18 protein-coding genes are annotated in these 18,870 nt (G+C 48.8%); 16 read left to right on the top strand and 2 right to left on the bottom strand.

From position 1 onward, the window contains the following. The 16 genes from ACO5JD_RS02365 to ACO5JD_RS02290 all read left to right on the top strand — a co-directional run bounded on the left by ACO5JD_RS02365 (position 1) and on the right by ACO5JD_RS02290 (position 17,261). The gene (locus ACO5JD_RS02365; protein ID WP_021625429.1) at positions 1 to 690 is read left to right on the top strand and encodes a 4'-phosphopantetheinyl transferase family protein; all 690 of its coding nucleotides are present in this window, start codon (positions 1 to 3) and stop codon (positions 688 to 690) included. A gap of 15 nt (positions 691 to 705) precedes the next feature. Continuing rightward, on the top strand, positions 706 to 1,323 hold the full coding sequence (locus ACO5JD_RS02360) for a 5-formyltetrahydrofolate cyclo-ligase (RefSeq protein ID WP_021625428.1): 618 nt from the start codon (positions 706 to 708) through the stop codon (positions 1,321 to 1,323). 226 nt (positions 1,324 to 1,549) lie between these two features. Next, positions 1,550 to 1,690 carry a hypothetical protein gene (locus ACO5JD_RS02355; RefSeq protein WP_021625427.1) on the top strand — a complete coding sequence of 47 codons (141 nt, stop codon included), beginning with the start codon at positions 1,550 to 1,552 and terminating at the stop codon, positions 1,688 to 1,690. 703 nt (positions 1,691 to 2,393) lie between these two features. Beyond that, the gene (locus tag ACO5JD_RS02350) at positions 2,394 to 2,747 is read left to right on the top strand and encodes a hypothetical protein (RefSeq protein WP_484987290.1); all 354 of its coding nucleotides are present in this window, start codon (positions 2,394 to 2,396) and stop codon (positions 2,745 to 2,747) included. A 190-nt stretch (positions 2,748 to 2,937) separates the two neighbouring features. Continuing rightward, positions 2,938 to 4,602, top strand: coding sequence for a formate--tetrahydrofolate ligase (locus tag ACO5JD_RS02345; protein ID WP_484987288.1), 1,665 nt, complete (start codon positions 2,938 to 2,940; stop codon positions 4,600 to 4,602). Between the two features lie 63 nt (positions 4,603 to 4,665). After that, positions 4,666 to 5,292: a cyclodeaminase/cyclohydrolase family protein gene (locus ACO5JD_RS02340; protein ID WP_484987286.1), complete on the top strand. Its 627-nt coding sequence runs from the start codon at positions 4,666 to 4,668 to the stop codon at positions 5,290 to 5,292. Between the two features lie 2 nt (positions 5,293 to 5,294). Beyond that, positions 5,295 to 6,149, top strand: a complete 855-nt coding sequence (locus tag ACO5JD_RS02335; protein WP_021625422.1) for a bifunctional 5,10-methylenetetrahydrofolate dehydrogenase/5,10-methenyltetrahydrofolate cyclohydrolase — start codon at positions 5,295 to 5,297, stop codon at positions 6,147 to 6,149. Then, positions 6,150 to 6,767: a GTP cyclohydrolase I FolE gene (folE, locus tag ACO5JD_RS02330; protein WP_021625421.1), complete on the top strand. Its 618-nt coding sequence runs from the start codon at positions 6,150 to 6,152 to the stop codon at positions 6,765 to 6,767. A gap of 9 nt (positions 6,768 to 6,776) precedes the next feature. Next, a complete protein-coding gene (locus ACO5JD_RS02325) occupies positions 6,777 to 8,213 on the top strand; it encodes a bifunctional folylpolyglutamate synthase/dihydrofolate synthase (RefSeq protein ID WP_484987284.1) in 1,437 nt (478 codons plus the stop codon). Positions 8,214 to 8,328: 115 nt separating this feature from the next. Beyond that, positions 8,329 to 8,760, top strand: a complete 432-nt coding sequence (locus ACO5JD_RS02320) for a double zinc ribbon domain-containing protein (protein WP_021625419.1) — start codon at positions 8,329 to 8,331, stop codon at positions 8,758 to 8,760. Positions 8,761 to 9,097: 337 nt separating this feature from the next. Beyond that, entirely contained in the window at positions 9,098 to 10,858 is a 1,761-nt protein-coding gene (thrS, locus tag ACO5JD_RS02315) for a threonine--tRNA ligase (protein WP_021625418.1), read from the top strand. 17 nt (positions 10,859 to 10,875) lie between these two features. After that, positions 10,876 to 11,736, top strand: coding sequence for a putative ABC transporter permease (locus tag ACO5JD_RS02310; RefSeq protein ID WP_021625417.1), 861 nt, complete (start codon positions 10,876 to 10,878; stop codon positions 11,734 to 11,736). A gap of 9 nt (positions 11,737 to 11,745) precedes the next feature. Then, the gene (locus ACO5JD_RS02305; RefSeq protein ID WP_484987282.1) at positions 11,746 to 12,546 is read left to right on the top strand and encodes a PLP-dependent transferase; all 801 of its coding nucleotides are present in this window, start codon (positions 11,746 to 11,748) and stop codon (positions 12,544 to 12,546) included. A gap of 569 nt (positions 12,547 to 13,115) precedes the next feature. Then, complete coding sequence (gene adhE / locus ACO5JD_RS02300; RefSeq protein ID WP_484987280.1) at positions 13,116 to 15,740, top strand: bifunctional acetaldehyde-CoA/alcohol dehydrogenase; 2,625 nt, start codon at positions 13,116 to 13,118, stop codon at positions 15,738 to 15,740. A gap of 36 nt (positions 15,741 to 15,776) precedes the next feature. Further along, a complete protein-coding gene (locus tag ACO5JD_RS02295) occupies positions 15,777 to 16,577 on the top strand; it encodes an aminoglycoside phosphotransferase family protein (protein WP_035438070.1) in 801 nt (266 codons plus the stop codon). 24 nt (positions 16,578 to 16,601) lie between these two features. Beyond that, positions 16,602 to 17,261, top strand: coding sequence for a hypothetical protein (locus ACO5JD_RS02290; RefSeq protein ID WP_484987278.1), 660 nt, complete (start codon positions 16,602 to 16,604; stop codon positions 17,259 to 17,261). Between the two features lie 256 nt (positions 17,262 to 17,517). On the opposite strand, the gene ACO5JD_RS02285 is transcribed toward ACO5JD_RS02290, so the two are convergent. Beyond that, the gene (locus ACO5JD_RS02285) at positions 17,518 to 18,009 is read right to left on the bottom strand and encodes a dihydrofolate reductase (RefSeq protein ID WP_021625411.1); all 492 of its coding nucleotides are present in this window, start codon (positions 18,007 to 18,009) and stop codon (positions 17,518 to 17,520) included. A gap of 8 nt (positions 18,010 to 18,017) precedes the next feature. After that, positions 18,018 to 18,866 carry a thymidylate synthase gene (gene thyA / locus ACO5JD_RS02280; RefSeq protein ID WP_021625410.1) on the bottom strand — a complete coding sequence of 283 codons (849 nt, stop codon included), beginning with the start codon at positions 18,864 to 18,866 and terminating at the stop codon, positions 18,018 to 18,020. Positions 18,867 to 18,870: the final 4 nt, after the last annotated feature.

Below are 18,870 nucleotides of genomic sequence, written 5' to 3'. Positions count from 1 at the left end.
GTGGCGCTCGTGGCTTCAAATGGGCTAAAGGTAGACCTGTATGTATTACATACAGAAGGTTTAGAGAGGCTGTGGCAAAGACGACCCGCACAGCTTCTACCCGCTGCTTGTGCGAAGGCAGAGCATCTCTTTAGTTTGCAAACCCCACGCGCATCAGCTGCAGGGTTAGGTGTTTTTGGCTCTGCTTTACTTTTGAGTGCTGTGCTTGGAATTAGCGATGCGGAACAACTTCGCTATGGGGCGTATGGCAAGCCTTATCTTGCGGGTGGAGGTCCCCACTTTAACCTTTCAGATGCTGACAATTTAGTGGTGTTGGGAGTATGCGAAGAAGAGCTTGGAGTAGATGTTACGCCAGTCATGAAAAACATCTCTGACCGGGCTTTACTTGCCTTGGGGCGGACACTTGGTATACCTCATAAAAAGGGCGATGAGCCGAGCGCGCAGCTACGTAAATTGGCATCAGATCCTGTAAATTTTGCACGCCAATGGGCTCGTATCGAAGCAGTGCTCAAAGCGCAGGGTACGGGTTTCGGCGTGGATTCGTCTATTTATTTACCGTGGATGAATGAATGGCAGCTTGCCTATCTCAACTATTCAGCATCGGTAATTTGTGTGGCGACAGCAAAGTGCGCACAGCTACGCTTGCATGAATTTGATGCAGACGCGTGGGTGTGCAAGTTCAAGGCATAGCTTTAAGGGGTACGTATGGACAGCAACGAGATTATGGCGCAAAAAAAAGAGCTGAGAAAGCAGTTCATCCAGCTACGCAAAGGCTTGTCTACTGATGAGCGTGCCCGTATTGATATGGTTATCGCCAAAAATGTGGTAGCGACACCTGAATGGTGCAATTCTGTTTTGATTTTGACCTACCTTTCGGTCAATGAAGAGGTCGATACTCGCGAACTTATCGAACTTGCGTGGCAGGCAGGAAAGACAGTCGCGGTTCCTCGCGTTATCCCTCATACCCGTCTGATGGACTGGTATCGTATTCAAGATTTCAATCAGTTAGAAAAAAGCAAGTTTGGCGTGCTAGAGCCTTTGGCGGATCCAAAGAATTTAATTCGTCTGTCTGATGAAGATGTATTTGGTATTCCGTCTTTGGCAGTTGTGCCTGGATTGAGCTTTGATCTTGCAGGCTATCGCATGGGTTATGGCGGTGGCTTTTATGACAGCTTGCTAGCAAGTTTTGCGGGTTATTCTGTTGGTCTTTGTCGTGAAATTCAGATGCGAGATAGTTTGGCGGATTTAGGCGTTATTGATATTCATGATCAACCCGTAGAACTTGTTGTAAGTGAGCAGCGAACCATAAGGGTAAACGCTTAGTAGCTGTCCCATTAACTTAGGTGCAAGTTCAAGCCGTACTGCTTCTTTGCAAAAAGGGCGAGCGCTGTATTTCGTGATTCCAAATAATTACTAAGATAACAAAACATATTTGTGTGAATTACTAAAAGAAACAGTAGAAAAAGTGTAATAGCAGGTAAAACAGCGTGTTATAGTGGGTATATAAGTTACGAGAATGTTACAGCGGCGACGGAGAAGGGTGGTTCATATGGCAGTCATCGCTTTTATTTTTGCTTTGGTTATTGGTGGACTCGTTCTTTCTGCAGTTCCTTGTAGCACGGCATCTGAAAACGCAGATCAGCCAGACTATCACTATGTTCCTTATGCAGGAGATGTCTGGAAGGCATAAGTTTTAGTAGTAACACAATTTAAATCTCATTGGGACCCCATTTGCGAGACGGCACACCCATGGTGTCGTCTCGTTTTTATGCCCCCATACGCTGTGCTACCTAGATGCTGTTTCAGTTGTTCCTTGCAGGTGGTTCAGGAAGCACTCTTTTACCCGCATCGGGTTCAATAAGCACCTTTCAGCCCGCATCGGGTTCAATAAGCACCTTTCAGCCCGCATCGGGTTCAATATGCATCCTTTTGTCCGCATCGGGTTCAATATGCGCCCTCGCGCCATTTTTTACCTGGGCATTCTTCGACGGTTTGGTACGCTTTTGAACCGTCTGCGGAAAAGTGGCCACAATGGGTTCAAGAAGCACCCTTTTTGCTCGCAGGCGGTTCATAAAGCTCCCTTTTACCCACATCGGGTTCAATATGCGCCCTTGCGGAAATTTTTACCAGCGGTTGGGGCGTATAAGGTACGGTTTTGAACCGTCTGCATAAAAGGAGATGCAACGGGTTCATAAAGCACCCGCATGCAAGCCATGAGCTGGGGTAGAAAGGTAAGCAATGCGGACGCTATTGAATCGTTTACGGACGGTTTGCTTTAACATTGGCATTAGTAATTTTGTCGAGAAGCGGGGTAGTATCCAGATGAGCTGCGTTTTCACTGGCAGCTTTCACGATATATTTTGATTGACAAGTATAAGTATAGGAGAACTCCCATGCCCATAGATGTACAGGCATTACGCGATAACCTGCTCAGCCGCAAACTTAAGTCAGTTCTTATCCTTGGTTCACCTGAGGTGATGCGTACCAAACAGATAAAGGGTCCGCTTGCATTGGCGCACATTGCAGTTCTTACTCCCAGCGATGAAGAAAAAGCATGGCTCGAAGCAGTGATAGAGATGGGCGCTGAAAATGCCGATACCGAGCACTTTAGACGACTTGTAGATCACGCGGCAGAACACGGATCTCAGCTTGCAGTTATTCTCGATCCGACTTTAATGAAATTGGCAAGCAGGTCTCAGCTAAAGACACCTGTTTTGGATGGTCAAATGTATGTAGTTAATGGTTAGTTTTGGGTAGTTTATGCTGCTAAAGCAGACCAAGATTATCTGCAAGCCCAAAATGTCTCGCGCTTACCATATAGAATACAAGCAGAACTTTTGCAATGAAGTAGTTTATCTTCTGCAATAGTTCTGCTTTTGTTTTCCGATATGTGCTCTGATTGCTCTGCAGACATCACAAGAAGGGGAGTTTGCAACTATGGCCAAGTCCGATATTGAGATTGCCCAAGAAGCAGAAATCAAACCTATCAAAGAGATTGCTGCAAAGTTGGGTTTGACCGATGATGAGCTCATTCCCTACGGTCACTTTATGGCCAAAGTTGATGTTACCAAGTTGGCAGACAAGCCTAAGAAGGCCAAGCTCATCCTAGTGACCGCTATTAATCCCACGCCTGCTGGTGAGGGCAAAACGACAACTTCGGTTGGTCTTGCTGATGCGATGAATCGCCTAGGTTACAACACAGTCCTTGCCTTGCGTGAGCCTTCGTTAGGCCCTGTTTTTGGCGTTAAGGGTGGCGCTGCTGGTGGTGGCTATGCCCAGGTCATCCCCATGGAAAACATCAATTTGCATTTTACTGGTGACTTCCACGCTATCGAAAACGCTAACAATCTTTTGGCGGCCATGCTGGATAATCACATCAAGCAAGGCAACGAGTTGAACATCGATCCTCGCCGTATCGTATGGAAACGCGCGATGGATATGAATGACCGACAGCTCCGTCAGATTGTTGATGGCATGGGCGGTGTTGCCAATGGTATGCCGCGCCAAGATGGATTTGATATTACGGTTGCCTCAGAGGTAATGGCTGTGTTCTGCTTGGCAACAAGTCTGTCGGATCTAAAAGAGCGCCTCGGTCGCATCGTGGTTGCCTACACCTATGACCGCAAGCCGGTATGCGCACATCAGCTTAAGGCAGAAGGCGCGATGACTGCATTGCTCAAGGATGCTATCAGTCCGAATCTTGTGCAAACACTTGAGCACAATCCTGCGTTTGTCCATGGTGGTCCCTTTGCCAATATTGCACATGGCTGCAATTCGGTATCCGCTACAACTACGGCAATGCAGCTGGGCGACTATGTTGTCACCGAAGCTGGCTTTGGTGCTGATCTTGGTGCTGAGAAGTTCTGTGATATCAAGTGTCGCTTGGCGGATCTTTCACCTGATGCCTGTGTGGTTGTCGCTACAGTTCGTGCGCTCAAGCATCACGGTGGGGTCGCAAAAGCCGATCTCAACAGTGAGAATCTCGAGGCCCTTGAGGCGGGTCTTCCTAATCTTCTGCAACACGTTGACAACATGAAAAACGTTTACGGGCTGCCCGTAGTCGTTGCTATCAATGCCTTCCCGACGGACACCAAGGCCGAGCTTGATCTCGTCGAAGCAAAGTGCAAGGAATTGGGTGTTAACGTTGCGCTCTCTGAAGTCTGGGCGCAGGGTGGCAAAGGCGGCGAGGCTCTTGCGCGTGAGGTTGTGCGTCTCTGCAACGAGCCTTCGGATTTCCACTTTAGCTATGAGCTGGGCAGTATCCAAGATTCTATCGATGCTATTGCCCGTCGCGTCTATCATGCCGATGGTGTGGACTTTACAACAGCCGCAGAAAAGCAGATCAAGCAGCTTGAGGACCAGGGCTTTAGCAATATGCCCGTGTGTATGGCAAAGACCCAATATTCCTTTAGTGACGATCAGACCAAACTTGGTGCGCCCAAGAATTTCCGCATTACCGTGCGTAATGTCAAAGTATCTGCAGGTGCAGGCTTTATTGTGGCACTTACAGGTGACATTATGACCATGCCAGGTTTGCCCAAACATCCTGCAGCAGAAAATATCGATGTTGATGAAAATGGCAACATCGTTGGTTTGTTCTAAACGTATGAAGAGTGCAGAAGTTTCCAATCTGCACTCTTTTTCTCTCAATTTGGGGTGGGCTTCATGACAGAACAACTGAGCAAGCTTAGCTGTCGTGATTTTGCGATGGCATTAGCTTCAAAACAGGCGGTGCCTGGAGGCGGGGGAGCAGCAGCTCTGGTAGGTGCACTTGCGGCTGCACTCTGCTCGATGGTGGGCAATTTCACCACAGGCAAAAAGCGCTATGCCGAGGTAGAGACAGACATCCAACGTATGCTTGTGGACGCCGACGAGCTTCGCGAAAAATTGCTTGACCTCGTTGATGCTGACGCTATTGCTTTTGAGCCGCTCTCATGTGCCTACGCAATTCCCAAAGAAGATCCTCAGCGTACAACAATCCTCGAGACAGCTACTCAAAATGCTTGTAAAGCCCCCCTTGAGATGATGCAGGTATGTGCCCAGATCATTGACCTTTTAGACGAGATGGGGAAGAAGGGCTCACGCATGTTGCTTTCTGATGTCGCATGCGGCGCTTATTTAGCTGTCGCTGCCATGCAGAGTGCGGCTATTAATGTCTTTGTGAATACCAAGCCATTTCGTTCAAGTGGTTGGGCAATTGCTGCTGAGGCCGATGCAAAAGCACTATTGGATGTTTACCCCGAGCGCGGTAACTTAGTTGCTCGAAAGATATTTGACCAACTAAAGAGGTAAAAATGGCAAAGCTATTAAAAGGTGCGCCTGTTGCTGCTGCACTGACAGAGAAGCTCCAGGCGCGCACCATGATGCTCAAAGAGCAGGGCATTACGCCTACTTTAGCAATCGTGCGTGTAGGTGAGCGCGCGGATGATCTCTCCTATGAGCGTGGAATTCTTAAACGTGCTGAGAAGATAGGGCTGGGTGTTCGCAAGTTCGTACTGCCTGATGACTGCAGCCAAGAAGCGCTGCTTGACGTAATCCATGAGGTAAATAAGCGCAACGATCTCCATGGCTGCTTGATGTTTCGTCCGTTGCCTGCCCATTTGGATGAGACTAGCGTTTGTGAGTCTCTTGATTCAGCCAAAGATATTGATTGCATTACCATGGGCTCACTTGCTGGCACCTTTGCCGCGCGTCCTAAAGGTTTTCCACCTTGTACAGCAGAAGCAGTTGTGCGCTTGCTTGAGTATTACGGCTATGAGCTTTGTGGAGCGGATGTTTGCGTTGTTGGGCGTTCTCTTGTGATTGGTAAACCAGTATCTGTGATGCTCCAGGCGAAAAATGCAACAGTGACGATGTGTCATACAAAGACACGCAATCTAGCTGAGCATTGCCGTGCCGCAGATATTTTGGTGGTTGCCGCAGGTCATGCAAAAACCATCGGAGCTGCTTTTGTGCACGAGGATCAGATTGTTGTCGATGTTGGTATCAATTGGGATGCTGATGCAGCACAACTTGTTGGTGACGTAGACTTTGAAGCTGTTGAATCTCTTGTTGCGGCAATTACTCCTGTACCAGGTGGGGTTGGTTCTGTGACGACAGCAGTGTTGGCGCAGCATGTGGTTGAAGCAGCTGAGAGGACGGTAGCCTAGATGGCTGACGAACAAACCTATACGCAGATGGCAGGGCAGACTACAGGCAAGATTGATCGTCCTCGTGCTGAAGCTGCCATCCGCGAACTGCTCTGTGCGATAGGTGAAGATCCTAATCGTGAGGGCTTGCAGGGCACTCCTGATCGTGTGGCGCGTGCCTGCGAAGAGCTTTTTGGTGGCCTATCTGATGATCCTGCCCGCTACCTGCGCAAGCAGTTCCAAGAAGACCATAACGAAGAAATGGTTATCGTGCGGGATATCCCTTTTCATTCCATGTGTGAGCATCATTTATTGCCTTTTATTGGTAAGGCACATGTTGCTTATATTCCGCGCGCAGGTCGCATTACAGGCCTTTCCAAGATTGCTCGCTGTGTGGCAGGTTTTGCCGCACGTCCTCAGGTACAAGAACGCTTGACGGCAGAAGTGGCTGATGCAATGGTAGCCGAGCTCAATCCCTTAGGCGTGATGGTAGTTATCGAAGCAGAGCATACCTGTATGACCATGAGGGGTATTCGTGCCGCGGGTGCCGTGACAGTAACCTCCTCGGTCCGTGGTTGTTTTAAGCAAAACGAAAAAACTCGTATCGAAGCGCTGCGCCTTTTGGGTGTTAGCCATTAAGGGGTGGTCATGGCCTATTCTCTTCCTTTTAAGGTTTTGAACTGGGATTATGGGCAAGCGCTTGATCAACTGCATCAGGCGCTACATTTTGGTATTCAACCCATGCTCGAAACCGTTATCGATATGCTTGCTGAGCTGGGAAATCCTGATTTATGCTTTGATGCTTTGCAAATTGCTGGCACTAATGGCAAAACCAGCACCGCACGCTATACCGCAACAATTCTTACGGGCGAAGGTCTTACCTGCGCTTTGTATACCTCACCAGGTCTTACGAGCTATACCGACCGTATGGAAATTGGCGGGCATGCAGTGCCAAAGGAGAGCTTCGCACATGGTCTTTCGGCGGCAACTCAGGCAGGTATGCGTGTTAATGAGCGTCGTATACGGGCGGGGGAGCGTCCATATGACATTACGGAGTTTGACCTCATTACGGTAGCCGCAGCGGTTGTTTTTGCCGAAGCGGATGTTGATGTGGTGGTACTGGAATGCGGCATGGGTGGTAGATGGGATGCTACCTCTGCCTATGGCAACATCACTAACTGTGCAATTACGGGTATCGGTCTGGATCATATGGCAGTGCTGGGTGATACCCTCGAAAAGATTGCTGCAGAAAAAGCTGCCATTATTAAGAACGGTCGTAGCTGTGTGCTCGGTGTGGGGACAGCGACTCCCGCTAGCGTTGAAGATGTTTTTCTTTCGCAGTGTCAGGCACAAAACGTTATACCCAGCTTAGTGCGCCCCGATTTGCTCTCAGATGCGATGGGCCTTTTGCATCCTGGCACTCCTGCAGCACATAAGATGCTGCCTCATGCAAGCTATCGCATTTCTCGGCATGCTGAGCGTGTGGGTGGCTCAATGGTGATGGATATTACGAGTACGCGGGCGAGTTATCAGGATATTTCTGCACTCAAACCTGACTATCAAGCGGCAAATATCTGCTGTGCGGTGCAGCTTGCCGAAGACTACCTTGACCGTGCTCTGGATGAAGATAAACTTTTTGATTCGGTTGTAACCTGCCCAACGCCAGGGCGCTTTGATGTCTACCGAACAGAGCCGCTGGTACTGGTAGATGCAAGTCATAATCCTCAGTCCATCGCTGCGTTTATTTCAGCAATACAAACTATCGAACCGGATGTCTCCAAACGTCCTGCTCTGCTTTGTGCGATTTTTGCTGATAAGAATTACCAAGAAGTTATGCGCCTACTCGTCCCTGAATTCCCTGAGATTTATTGTACGCAGACAGATTCTCCGCGTGCACTGCCAGCAACTGAACTTGCTGCAAGCTTTGAGCGGGCAGGAAAAAAAGTGAGCGCTATCTATCCCACAACAGCAGAAGCGCTCAAGGCGCTTGCTGATGCTCATCGAGACTGCGTTTGCTGTGGCACTATCACACTGGCAGGGGAGATTGCGGCTCTACTTGGTCATCCTGTGCCGCCTAAGCATTAATTTCATATGCCTATCTTGTACAACTAGGCCAGCAATTGTTGTTGTGCCTGTCTAAATGGACACCTTTTGCTATCATGATTCGAGCAACTAACGCCGTTGAAAGGCTGCTGTAGTTATGTCTGAGCTTATGAATCAAATTATCACGCCCGAAGTTCGCATGGTTTTGTACCTACTTGTTGCTTGCATCGTGATGCTTTACATCCTTTCGATTGTTTATGTCATCCGTGATGCGCAACGTCGTGGAGCCGAGCCTTGGTGGTTGTGGGCCATTATTTCGGTCATTCCTGTGGTAGGTCTTTTGGCCTACGTCATCCTTCGTCCATCCAGCTATCTGGTAGATCGCGAAGAGCAGGACTTGGATATTGCTTTGCGTGAGCATCAGCTGTCCCACTATGGTATTTGCCCTAAGTGCGGCGCACCTATTGACCGTGACTTTGTTGTCTGCCCTATCTGCAACACACAGGTGCGCAATGTCTGCCCGACTTGCCACCGTCCTTTGAATGCTGACTGGAAGGTGTGTCCTTACTGCCGTACGCATATCCAATAGCAGCACATATCTCGCAAATCTGACACCCGCTTCGGCGGGTGTTTTTGTGTGTATCTTTACCGAAAAGCGTCTTATCTGCGGGAGAGTGGAGTGAAATCTATCCCATTAACAAAGAGTGTTGTAAAGTAAGACAGTCTGTGTATGCCGTTTAGCCGGGAGGCAAGAAGCATGTGGCATCTTTGGGGGTATAGCCTCACGATGAAAAACAACTCGATGAAGCCTCTTGAAAAAACCATGCGCACGCCAACTATCTAGGCGCCTGCCTCTTGATACGGCCTCGTGGTCGCGGGCATGCGCCTTGGTATTGCTGACTTTTATTTGCAGGGAGAGGTTTTCCATGAAGGTTCTTTTTAACGATGGTCATGTGGATGAGATTCCCGCTGAGGAGGAGCTCCACGTTATCCGCCATACGGCAGCACATATCCTGGCAGAAGCTGTAAAGTCGCTCTATCCCCAAGCTCACTTTGGCTATGGTCCTGCCAATGAGAATGGTTTTTATTACGATATTGACCTTGGTGATGCCAAAATTTCCGAAGATGATTTGCCTGCCATTGAGGCGCAGATGCGTGCAATTACCAAGGCAAATGAAAAGATTTCGACCTTTGAACTACCTCGTGCCGAGGCCATTGAGCTGATGCAGGAACGTGGTGAGAAGTACAAGGTCGAGCATATTGGTGATTTGCCTGAGGATGCACATATCACCTTCTATCAGCAGGGCGACTATATTGATATGTGTGTTGGTCCTCATCTCATGTATACCAAAGGACTCAAGGCGTTTAAGCTTACCGCTGTTTCTGGTGCATATTGGAAAGCTGATGCCAACAACAAGATGCTTACTCGTATTAGCGGTACTGCTTTTCGTAATAAAGAAGAGCTTGCAGAGCATGAGCGTCGCATTGAAGAGGCCAAGAAGCGCGACCATCGTAAGATTGGCGCCGAGATGGAACTCTTTATGATGGCAGACGAGGGTCCAGGTTTTCCTTTCTGGCTTCCCAACGGCATGCTACTTAAGAATTCCCTCATGGATTATTGGCATGAGATGCAGATGAGTCACGGTTATGACGAGGTTCAAACACCGATTATTTTGTCCCGTAAGCTGTGGGAGACCTCAGGTCACTGGGATCATTACAAAGACAATATGTATACCACCAAAATTGATGATGAGGATTTTGCCGTCAAGCCAATGAACTGCCCTGGTGCCTGCCTAATTTACAAGAGCAAACCTCGCAGCTATCGTGATTTGCCTCTCAAACTTGCAGAAGCAGGACTTGACCACCGTCATGAGCTCCGTGGCGCACTCCATGGTCTTTTCCGTGTCCGCTCCTTTACGCAGGATGATGCTCATCTCTTCATTCGTCCTGATCAAATTACCGAGCAGGTTACCGATACGGCACATCTGATTACTGCTTATTACGAGCAGTTTGGCTTCCCGTATCGTGTTGAACTTTCTACCCGTCCTGCCGACTCAATGGGTTCTGATGAAGATTGGGAGCGTGCTGAGGCGGGTCTTAAGGATGCCCTTGAGAAGCTTGGTGTTGACTACAAGCTCAACCCCGGTGATGGTGCTTTCTATGGACCTAAGATTGATTTCCATTTGGAGGATTGTTTGGGCCGTGAGTGGCAGTGCGGTACCATCCAGCTTGACTTCCAACTTCCGCAGAACTTTGAGTTGGAATACACCGATGCCGATGGCAGCAAGCAGCGTCCCATCATGATTCATCGTGCAGGTTTTGGTAGTTTTGAGCGTTTTATTGGCATGTTAACCGAGCAGTATGCTGGCAAGTTCCCCACGTGGCTCTCTCCTTGCCAAGTCAAGATTTTGCCCGTCTCTGAAAAAACCCGTGATTATGCTCACAAGGTTGCCGACGTACTTCGCGATGCCCGTATCCGCGTCAAGGTTGATGACCGCGATGAGAAGATCGGTTACAAGATTCGTGAAGCGCGTGGTATCGATCGCGTGCCTTACATGCTGATTTTGGGTGAGCAGGAGCGTGATGGCGGATATATTTCTGTTCGTGATCGCAGTAATGAAACCCACCAGAGCCAGCTTGATGACTTTGTCACTGCAATTACTGCTGAGATTTCTGAGCGCAAGTAAAGAATAGGTAAGGATTTATGCTCATTGCCAGAAGCTTTATCGCTTTTCTCTTTTTTAGTTTTTGCGGCTGGCTGTGGGAGACTCTTTTTTGCACGGTCAATTCAGGGAGCTTCCAAAGTCGAGGCTTCCTGTTTGGACCGATTTGTCCCATTTACGGTGTTGGTGTTCTCAGTGCCCAGTTTGTCTTTGCTGTTATTGAAAAATGGACTGGTACCTTACTTTTGCTGCAGACTTTCATTATCTGCGTAGCAGGAGGTATTCTCATTGAGTACTCTACTTCTTGGTATCTCGAGCAGCGCTTTCATGCGCGTTGGTGGGATTACAGCCATATGCCCTTGAATATCCATGGACGTGTCTGCCTGCCAGTTTCTTTGATTTTTGGTGCGGTGGGTTGTTTTGCGCTCAGGATTGCACTTCCTTGGTTTGCCTCCGTTGAGTCATTGCTTAATCCTTTAGCGCTAGAAGTGATTTCGCTGGTTGCGGCAGCTATTTTTGGTGCAGACTTCGCCTTAACTGAGGCAGTATTGTCTGAGCTTCAGATGAAGGTCAAAGAACTAGACGACGAGCTCACACAACGTGGCGAGCGTATGTATCAGGTGGTTGCAGGAGCGCCATCTGAGTTAAAGGCCAAGGTCAGCGAAGTGAGTGCTGAGGCAAAAGCTGTAATGGAAGCTAGTGGCGATCAGTTAGCCACTCTTGCGAGCGATTCTAAACGTAGTGTGAGCAATCAGATGACAAAGGCTGTTTTTACGCTGACTTACTGGCAGCAAAACCAGCTACAGAGAATGCGCAGTGTGCAGCCAAGCTCTTGGGTTGGCAAACTCAAAGGCAGAATGTCCAAGGACTTAGCTAGCAAAGACAATGATGTGCGACGCTAGGGAATGGCTATGAGTCAAACTGAGCTAGAAGATCTAATTTCTCGCTTATTAGGCAAAGCTTATACCCGCGTTGTATTGCTTGATGGAACAGAACAGGCTGTGTACCTGCAGAGTCTGGCAAACAAATGCGGAACATTTAGTAGCTTGGAAGTGTTAGGCAGTCTACCTTTAACCTGCTGTGATATTCGCAAAGAAGCACAACGGACTCACAAGCAGGAGAGGGCTCTGCTTGTCAATGCGAGTAATTGTAGCGCCTTTGCGTGCGCAGCAATTCGCCTAGGCGCTGATTTGTGTTTCGAGCGTTTGGAAGATATTTGTGGAAGTAGCGCAAAGGGAATCGTGGCGATTTCGGTGCCTCGCAAGGGCTCTGTTTGGTCTGCTCGGGCTCGGGAAGTTATAGACCGTCTACCTCAGGTGGATGTAGACAAGCAGAATGCACTGCTTTTGCTCTATCGTGCCTACGAGAAGGTATGGCATGAGTCGAGTGATGTTGCTCTTGCTGTGGCAGCATATTTGGTGGCACATCCTGTGGTAAAGCATATCTATTATCCTGGACTTTTGCGCAATCAAAACGACTCAAGCCAGCGCGATCAACTGAATGCTTGTGCACCGTCTATCCTGCAGGGTGGTTTTGGTCCCTATATTGAACTTGCCTTAGCAAAGAAGCTTGCTGCAAAAAAACCTGCTATTACAAATGATTTGCTCAACTACCGCGGTCCCCTGGATGGGCTTGAGATTTATCGTCTTGATTGTCGTCACATGAGTGTGGATTCCCTCATCGGCCAACTTGAAATTTTGCTTGGTGCATAGCCAATTGGTGCTTGTTCGTTGGCGCTTTACGAATCCGCTGTCTCCCCTTTATGCAAACGATTCGAAAGCGTACCAAATGGCTGAAGAACCCCAGATAAAAACTTCCGCGAGGGTGTTTATTGAACCCTCTGCAAGTAAAAGGGTGCTTCTTGAACCCGTTGTGGGCTTTGGGGGTGCATTGTGAACCCGATGCAAGCACTTTATTGCAGGCGGTTCGAAACCGTACCAAACCGCCGAAGAATGCCCAGATAAAAAATGATGCAAGGGTGCTTCTTGAACCCGATGCAAGCAAAGGGGTGCTTTGTGAACCGCCTGCAGGTAAAAAGGTGCATTGTGAACCGCCTGGGGATATGTGGGGTAGTTAGACCGGACCATCTGAGAAGTGCATGAGCTTGTGCAGATGAGCAGGACGAAGCATCTCCGCTTGCACCGTTAGGTCTACTTGTATACGGGACGCTGGTCAACTCATATTTTTGCTTAATTGAATGCGCTTTTTGATGCAAAAATGATGCTATGCCTAGTACCATAGAGGGCAAGGCAAACTCGCATCCGACATGGGAAGGGGAGCCATGGCAGACAAACAAGCCTATATCGTCGTGGATAGCGACGACGCGCTCGATGGAGCGCTTGCGCAAATGCGCGAGGCACAAGCCATCTTCGCGACGTATACCCAAGAGCAAGTTGACAAGATTTTCTACGAAGCGGCAATGGCAGCCAATAAGGCGCGTATTCCGCTTGCTCAGATGGCCGTCGAGGAGACGGGCATGGGCATCATGGAAGACAAAGTTATCAAAAATCACTTTGCCTCCGAATACATTTACAACAAGTACAAAGACACCAAGACCTGTGGTGTAGTAGATGAAGATCCTGCGTTTGGTATGACCAAGGTTGCAGAGCCTCTGGGTGTTGTAGCGGCAGTTATTCCTACTACCAATCCCACCTCTACGGCAATTTTTAAGTGCTTGCTGTGCCTTAAAACCCGCAATGCAATCATGATCTCTCCGCATCCTCGTGCAAAGAATTGCACAGCTGAGGCTGCTCGTATCATTGCCGAGGCAGCTGTTAGCGCAGGTGCACCTGCAGGCGTTGTTGGCTGGATTGCTTCTCCTTCGCTCGCTGCTACCAATGGTCTTATGCGCTCGGCAGATATCATTTTGGCTACCGGTGGCCCTGGCATGGTGAACGCTGCCTATAGCTCAGGTACTCCTGCTCTTGGTGTTGGTCCTGGCAACACACCTGCCATTATTGATTCTACGGCCGACATTAAGCTTGCCGTTAACTCCATCATCCATTCCAAGACCTTTGACAATGGCATGATTTGTGCTTCCGAGCAGTCTGTGACTGTTTTGGCTGACATCTATGATGAAGTCAAAGCTGAGTTTGAGCGTCGTGGCTGCGTCTTTTTGTATGGTGATGACCTCGAGAAGGTCAAAAAGACCGTTATCATCAACGGTGGCGTCAATGCCAAGATTGTTGGCCAGTCTGCCCATACCATCGCTCACATGGCAGGCGTTGAGGTTCCTGAGGGCACCAAGATCCTTATCGGTGAGGTCAGCGATGTCTCTCCTGCAGAAGAGATGGCTCACGAGAAGCTCTCTCCTGTGCTTGGCATGTACAAGGCTGAGACGTTTGAGGAAGCTCTTGCTAAAGCAGAGCGTCTGGTTGCCGATGGTGGCTATGGTCACACCTCTTCGCTGTATGTCAACGTAAATGAGCGCGAGAAGATCTCCGCTCACGCAGCTGCTATGAAGACTAGCCGCGTGCTTATCAATACTCCTTCTTCGCAAGGTGGTATTGGTGACATCTATAACTTTGCTCTAACCCCGTCGCTAACGCTGGGTTGCGGCTCTTGGGGCGGCAACTCCTTCTCCGGCAACATTGACGTCCACCAGCTGCTCAATACCAAGTCGGTGGCAGAGAGGCGTGAGAACATGCTGTGGGTACGTACTCCCGAGAAGGTCTATTTCAAGAAGGGCTGCATGCCTGTGGCGCTGCGTGAACTGGGTGCTGTCTACGGCAAGAAGCGCGCCTTCATCGTGACCGACCAATTCCTCTTTAAGTCTGGCTTTACCAAAAAGATTGAGGAGAGCCTGGATGCTCAGGGCATTGCTCACTCCAGCTTCTGGAATGTCGCTCCCGACCCCACGCTCCAGTCTGCAGAAGAGGGCCTAACCCAGCTGCGTGCCTTCGAGCCTGATTGCATTATCGCAATCGGTGGCGGCTCTGCTATGGACTGCGGCAAGATCATGTGGGCCATGTATGAGAACCCTGAGGAGAAGTTTGCTGATATGGCCATGGACTTCATGGACATTCGCAAGCGTGTCTATGACTTCCCCAAGATGGGCAAGAAAGCCTTCTTTGTCGCTATTCCCACTAGCTCAGGTACTGGCTCTGAGGTAACACCGTTCTCCATCATTACCGATGCGACGACTGGTGTTAAGTACCCCATCACCGACTACGAACTCATGCCCAATATGGCTATCGTAGATACCGACAACATGATGACTCAGCCCAAGGGCTTGACTTCTGCATCGGGCGTTGACGTGTTGACGCACTGCCTTGAGGCATATGTCTCGGTGATGTCGAGTGACTTTACCGACTCTTGGGCCCTGCGCGGTATGAAGAACGTCTTTGATTACCTGCCTCGTGCCTATGATAACCCCAACGATGTCGAGGCACGTGACCACATGGCCAATGCTTCTTGCTTGGGTGGCCTTGCCTTTGCAAATGCATTTTTGGGTGTCAATCACTCCATGGCTCACAAGCTAGGCGCCTATCACCACATTCCTCATGGTTGGGCAAATGCAGTGTTGCTTCAGCGTGTTATGCGCTACAACTCCTCTGAGCGCCCCGTTAAGATGGGGACCTTCCCTCAGTATGATCATCCCAAGACCTTGGCTCGCTATGCTGAGTGTGGTCGTTACTGTGGGTGTGAGGGCAAGACGGATGAAGAAGTCTTTGAGAACTTCCTCAAAAAGATCGCCGAGCTCTTTGATCATGTAGGTGTCAAGCACACCATTGCCGAGTACGGTGTTGATGAGAAGTACTTCCTTGATACCCTCGACGAGATGAGTCTTAATGCCTTCAACGATCAGTGCACAGGCGCCAATCCTCGCTATCCGCTGGTCTCTGAGATCCGTGAGCTCTATCTCGACGCCTACTATGGTCGTCCCGCTAGTTCTTACGACGCATAAGCCAATCTGTACCGTTTCTTAAAAGAAGGGATGGACATGAAGCTCTCTGATAGTAAAACTGAACTTGCACGTCGCCATAACAAGGTGGTTTACCAGGATGGTAACCGCGTTGTGAAGGTCTTTAACGACCAAAAGCCTGCCTCTGATGTTTTTAATGAGGCACTCAACACTGCTCGTATTATGGGTACTGACATCAAGGTATCTGAGGTGCTCGAGGTCTCGCGCATTGAGGGCGGTGAGTGGAATGGCAGCTGGGCTATTGCTAACAGCTACATCCCTGGTCGTACTCTGCGCGATATCGCAAGTGAGGTTTCCTACCCCGACAAAAACAATCCTGATCTAGACAAGCTTCAAGAGTTCACCGAAAAGATGGTTGACCTGCAGATTTCTGTCCAAAACGTCAAGGCACCTCTGCTTAATCGCCAAAAGGACAAGCTTGCTCGTATGGTCAATTCGGTTAAGGCAATAGACCCTTCGACTCGCTATGACCTTGAGCTGCGTGTTGATGGTCTGCACAACATCGGTGCGGTTTGCCATGGTGACTTTGTTCCCAGCAATATCATCGTTGCTGATGATGGGGAGCTCTACATCTGCGACTGGGCACACGTTACCTCTGGCGATCCTGTGGTGGATGCTGCCCAGACTTATCTGCTGCTCAAGCTTCGTCATCCCATTTGGGCTGAGAGCTATCTTGAGCTCTACACCCGTAAGGCTGATGTTGCCAAGCAGAAGATTCACTACTGGGTACCTGTCGTTGCTGCAGCCGAGCTTGCTCGCGGTCGTAAGCGCGACGAGGACTTCTTAATGGCACAAGTTAATGCAGGCGATTTCCAGTAAATCTTTTAATCAGGAGGAAAAGAGATGAAGCTTAATTCCAAGATTCAGCGTTTTTTTGGTCTAGCATGCACTTGTGTGTTGGCAGTTGCAATCAGTTTAGGTGTAACTGGCTGTGGTAATAATGACAAGCAGGTCATTCAGGAAGGTCTTGAGGATGTCCTTGATACCTTCAAGAATCCTACGGTCAAGTCCATCAAAAAGGCAATGACCAAAGCAGGTGCCACCAAGGATGAAATTGAGTATCTGGATTCCTCCTTTGCGGCAATCGAGCAAATTGGTATCGTTCCAGATGATTTGTTCCACTATCTTTTCCTGGACTTTGACTACAAGATTGGCGATATTGAGGTTAATGGCGACAAGGCTACCGCCAAGCTTTCAGTAACCACCAAGGACTTTGAGGCCGCCACCAAGGCATTCCAGACTGAGCTATCCAGTGATAGCATCAAAGATGAAATGACGAATATTTATTCTAAGTCTGGCAATGACACAACAGCACTCTATAAGTTTGTCTTTGAAAAGCTCTATGCTTGCATTGAAAAGGCTGATACCAAGACCCAGGACATTACTCTTGATCTCAAGAAGAATTCCAAGGACAAGTGGGACTTTGAAGCCAAGAGCATGAACGATTTCAATAACACGCTTTTTGGTGGCATGAATAAAATGGGTACTGCACTGCAGCAGTAGTTAAAGTCATAACGACAGTAACAAAAAGAGTCTCTCGAAAGGGAGGCTCTTTTTGTATGAGCAGGACAGGCATATAGGAAAATACGTGCCCGTACAAATCGCAAATGGTTCAAGTTTCGGGGTAAGCAAGCGTAAAGTCGCAGGTCACATTTTCCTATAGTTCGAAAAATGAACCATCTATCGAAGCTCCGCGATGTAACACAAGATAGCTGCCCCCAACTTTCATAGGAAAAGCTGTGATAGGGAAGCGTGTGGTTTATGCGCGGGTATAGCGGACGAATGAGAAAGGGATACCTTCGGAAGTGCTGCCACCATCTTTGATTTCGGCAAGCTGCCAGCTAGGATCCTCATCAAGATTGGGGAAGAAAGCATCAGCACGACGCAGACAGTCATTTTTGGTTACAACAACCTCGCTGCAATAGGGGAGCAGCTGACGGTAAACGGAGCTACCACCAATAACCCATACCTTATCGGGTTGCTCTGTACTCACAAGCTCTAGTGCTTCTTCTACAGAAGCAGCACGTTCTATGTCCTCGCGACAAAAGTCGTTCTGACGTGTCAGTACAATATTGCGCCGCTCTTTAAGTGCGCGACCGCCAGGAAAGCTATCGAGGGTACTGCGTCCCATAAGCACGGTGCCGCCCTTGGTGTAGCGTACAAAATGACGCATGTCTTCTTTATTATTCACAAGGAGTTGTCCCTGATTTCCGATGCCCCAGTCGGAGCACACTGCAACAATCGCTCGCATACTGCTCCTTATACTGCAATCGGAATATTTTTAACCTGGGGACCATGTTCATAGTCATTAACTATAAGGTCCTTGGTTGTAAAGTCATAGAAGTTGTGTATCTCAGGATTAAGGCTCACCCGTGGCGCTGCATATTGAGGCCTGCTAATCAGCTCTTCAATAACAGGCACATGGCGATCATAAATATGTGCATCGGCAATCATGTGTACAAGCTCGCCTGCATTCATATCAGAAACTTGTGCCACCATCATGAGCAACAGGGCATACTGGCATATGTTCCAGTTATTTGCCGCTAATACATCTTGGCTACGTTGTACGAGCAGCATATTGAGGGTGGGTCGCGACTCGTTTGGCTCCTGCGTTACATTGTAGATAGCGTTAAAGGCACAGGGATATAGGTTCATCTCAGGTAGATCAGCAAACTGATAGAGATTGGTCATAATGCGACGAGAGTAAGGTTCATTTTTGAGTTGCCATAGCACGCGATCCATTTGGTCCATATCACCTTCGGGATAGCTTGTTTTTTGAGCTACTTGGTATCCATACGCTTTGCCGATAGAGCCACTCTCATCTGCCCACTCATCCCAAATATGGGGTGCCAAGTCTTTGATATTGTTGGATTTGCGTTGGTAAATCCACAGAACTTCATCCATACAACTCTTAAGACCAGTGCGGCGTAGCGTTAACGCAGGAAATTCTTCGCTAAGCTTATAACGATTGCATACGCCAAACTGTTTAATGGTATAAGCAGAACTACCGTCTTCCCAATGAGGGCGCACGCGCTGTCCTTGGGTGGTAGTGCCATGGTCAATTATATTGCGACACATGTCGACAAAAATCTGGTCTGCCTTGCTCAAAATA

This window comes from Olegusella sp., from assembly GCF_057238325.1.
This window is presented reverse-complemented; position numbering and strand designations above follow the sequence as displayed.